The sequence below is a fragment of the Flavihumibacter sp. CACIAM 22H1 genome (assembly GCF_001601815.1).
GTDB lineage: Bacteria > Bacteroidota > Bacteroidia > Chitinophagales > Chitinophagaceae > Flavihumibacter.
Genome location: NZ_LUKG01000108.1, coordinates 7,541 through 10,915 on the forward strand (window position 1 = coordinate 7,541; position 3,375 = coordinate 10,915).

The 3,375-nt window shown below is 45.0% G+C and carries 1 protein-coding gene and 2 pseudogenes; all 3 read right to left on the reverse strand.

The window, feature by feature from the left end; all coding sequences use genetic code 11:
- Positions 1-749: pseudogene (locus A1D16_RS19825) on the reverse strand (S9 family peptidase); the annotation flags it as partial.
- A gap of 35 nt (positions 750-784) precedes the next feature.
- Positions 785-1,867: an ionic transporter y4hA gene (locus tag A1D16_RS19830; protein WP_290712771.1), complete on the reverse strand. Its 1,083-nt coding sequence runs from the start codon at positions 1,865-1,867 to the stop codon at positions 785-787.
- Positions 1,868-1,948: 81 nt separating this feature from the next.
- Positions 1,949-3,375, reverse strand: a pseudogene (gene rpoB / locus A1D16_RS19835) (DNA-directed RNA polymerase subunit beta); the annotation flags it as partial.

Here is a 3,375-nt window from a genome sequence, read left to right on the forward strand (position 1 = left end):
GGGTATGCGGTTGCTCCTGGTTTTAATTCCATCAGGAAGATATCCGAATTATCATTTTTATCCGGAACCTCGGTTCGGTTACTTACAAATGCCAGCCATTTGCCATCGGGCGAAACAGCGGGTTGGGTTTCTGAATAAACGCCTTTGGTCAGCGTATCCAGTTTTTCGGTACCCAGATCCATGAGATAAAGGTGGGCAGCGGAACTATCCAGGTAACCTTCCCGGTCTTGTTTAAACTGATAGCGACTAATTACATAGGGTTTTCGGATTTTGGAGGACGCAGTATCTGAATAGTCAGGATCTTGCATACTTATTACCAGCTTTTTGCTATCAGGGGTCCATTCATAGTCACCTATGGAACCGTTCACCTTTGTCAGTTTTTTTGCTTCACCGCCTTTTGTAGGAAGCAGGTAAACCTGTGCATTTTCATCACCTGCCCTTTTTGCAAGGAAAGAAATGTATTGGCCATCCGGGCTCCATTTGGGAGATGATTCGTTAGCGGCATCATAGGTCAGTTGCCAGGAATCCTTGCCGTCCCAACTGCTCATCCAAAGATCTGAACTGGATTTATCCTTTGCACTATCGATCGATCGAAGCTGATAGAGTACCCAATTGCCGTCGGGGGACACCTGGGGGCTGGAGATGGTTTTGGTACGATAAATATCAGAAGACCTCAGTGGCCTTTTGGATTGCGCCAATAACGAACCTGTGCCCGCAAGGCAAAATAGCAGTAGTGTTATTCTTTTCATATAGTAAAATGGAATACCTGGAATTTACAACTTGATCAGGGAAAAATGGTAACGAAAAGGTATACAAAAAATAAAAGAACCAGCACAATTCCCTGTAAAACATTGGTTCGCCCCGTTCTGAGAGACATCATTACAACCAGCAGGGACAAAAGCAGCAATACCGTTGATTTTGCATCGATTCCCAGTACCAGGTCAAAATCCATCAGTATAGATACACCAGCCACTACGGGTATGGTAAGGCCTATACTGGCGAGGGCAGAGCCGAGTGCAAGATTCAGGCTTGTCTGAAGCCGGTTATTGATAGCCGCGCGGTATGCAGCCAGCCCCTCGGGCATAAGTACTACCATTGCTATGATAATTCCGACCAAACTTTTAGGAGCGCCCAGGTCAGAAACCGTTGATTCAATTACGGGTGATAAAGATTTGCCCAGCAGTACCACGGCTACCAGCGATAACAGCAATAATACCAGGGAAATAACAGAGGCTTTGGTGCTTGGCGGAGCTGCATGTACTTCACTGTCCTCTTCTCCTATTGCCGGCAGAAAATAATCCCTGTGACGAACCGTTTGAACAAATACAAAACTGAGGTAAATGATCAGTGTAACAATGCCAACGAATATCAATTGGGTAGTAGAATAGGTAGGCCCGGTTTGCGTGGTGGTGAAATTCGGCAGTACCATGGTTAGAAAGCTAATGGTAAGTAATGCTACCAGGCTCGCGCTCATACCATCCAGGCCAAAACTTTGTTCTTTATGCCGTAGCCCGCCTACCAGCAAACAAAGGCCGGTGATAGCATTTAATATCACCATAACGGCGGCAAAAATTGTATCCCGTGCAAGCGTTTCCGTGCCTGGCCCACCTGCCATTATTAATGAAACGATCAGGGCTACTTCAATAGTGGTAACGGCAATAGCCAATACAAGCGTACCAAAGGGTTCTCCAACTTTATGTGCTACAACTTCAGCATGGTGAACGGCCACCAATACGGCACTGATAAGGCCCCCGATAAGTACGAGATTATACCATCCTGGATAGGATTCAGGTATCAGCAGGTACAATAAAAGAGCTAAAAAAGGCACAATTTCCGTCCATCTTCGAATCAATAGTTTAATGGCCATATTCATTTTTTTATCCTTTCTAAAATAAAAAAAAAGAGGGTACCATAAGGTACCCTCTGATTAATTTATGCAACGATTATTTTAATCGAATTTCAGGTCTAATCCAAGTCCTCTCAATTCATGAATCAATACATTGAAAGATTCAGGAACACCGGCTCTTGGAATATTGTCACCTTTAACGATTGCCTCATAGGTCTTAGCCCGACCAATGATATCATCAGACTTAATGGTTAACAATTCCTGCAGGATATTTGATGCACCGTATGCTTCAAGTGCCCAAACTTCCATTTCACCGAAACGCTGACCACCGAACTGTGCTTTACCACCCAATGGCTGTTGCGTAATAAGAGAGTATGGTCCGATTGAACGGGCGTGCATTTTATCATCCACCATGTGGTGCAGCTTGATCATGTAAATGATACCCACCGTAGCTTTCTGGTGGAAACGATCGCCGGTTTCACCGTCATAAAGGTAAGTGTGCCCCATCATTGGGATACCTGCATCTTTACAATGTGCTTCAATTTCTTCGGTGGTAGCACCATCAAAAATCGGCGTTGCGAAACGTACGTTCAATTGTTCACCAGCCCATCCCAGTACGGTTTCATAGATCTGTCCCAGGTTCATACGGGAAGGTACACCCAGCGGATTCAGTACAATATCAACCGGCTCACCATTCTCCAGGAACGGCATGTCTTCTGCACGTACAATCTTAGCTACGATACCTTTGTTACCGTGGCGACCCGCCATTTTATCACCCACTTTAAGCTTCCGCTTAACAGCCAGGTATACTTTAGCAAGTTTCAATACACCTGCAGGTAATTCGTCACCAATACTGATATTGAACTTTTCGCGCTTATACCGACCAAGTTCTTCGTTGTACTTGATACTGTAATTGTGTAAAAGGATATTGATCTGGCTGTCGATTTTTTCATCGCCCGACCATCCCAGCGGATTGATATTCAGGAAATCAAGTCCTGCCAGGTTCTTGGCAGTAAACTTAGCCCCTTTACCAATTTGCATTTCACCGAAGTTATTGCTAACACCGGCAGATGGTTTATCCTTCAACAAAGTCTGCAACTTACTCAGCAATACTTCCTGAAGATCGGCGGTATTCTTTTCGTGTACTTTTTCAACTTTTTCAAGCGCCGCTTTTTCACGAACTTTTGCATTCTTGTCTTTCTTGGCGCGTTGGAACAGTTTTTTGTCGATTACCACCCCTTCTACGCCATTCGGTGCTTTCAGAGATGCATCTTTTGCATCACCGGCCTTATCACCGAAGATGGCGCGAAGCAGCTTCTCTTCCGGTGTAGGATCGCTTTCTCCTTTTGGTGTGATCTTACCGATCAGGATATCACCTTCCTTAACCTGTGCTCCGATACGAATAATACCATGCTCATCCAGGTCTTTGGTAGCTTCTTCTGACACGTTTGGAATATCGGGCGTAAGTTCTTCCTCGCCCAGCTTGGTATCCCGCACTTCCAGTTCGTATTCGGAAATATGAATAGAAG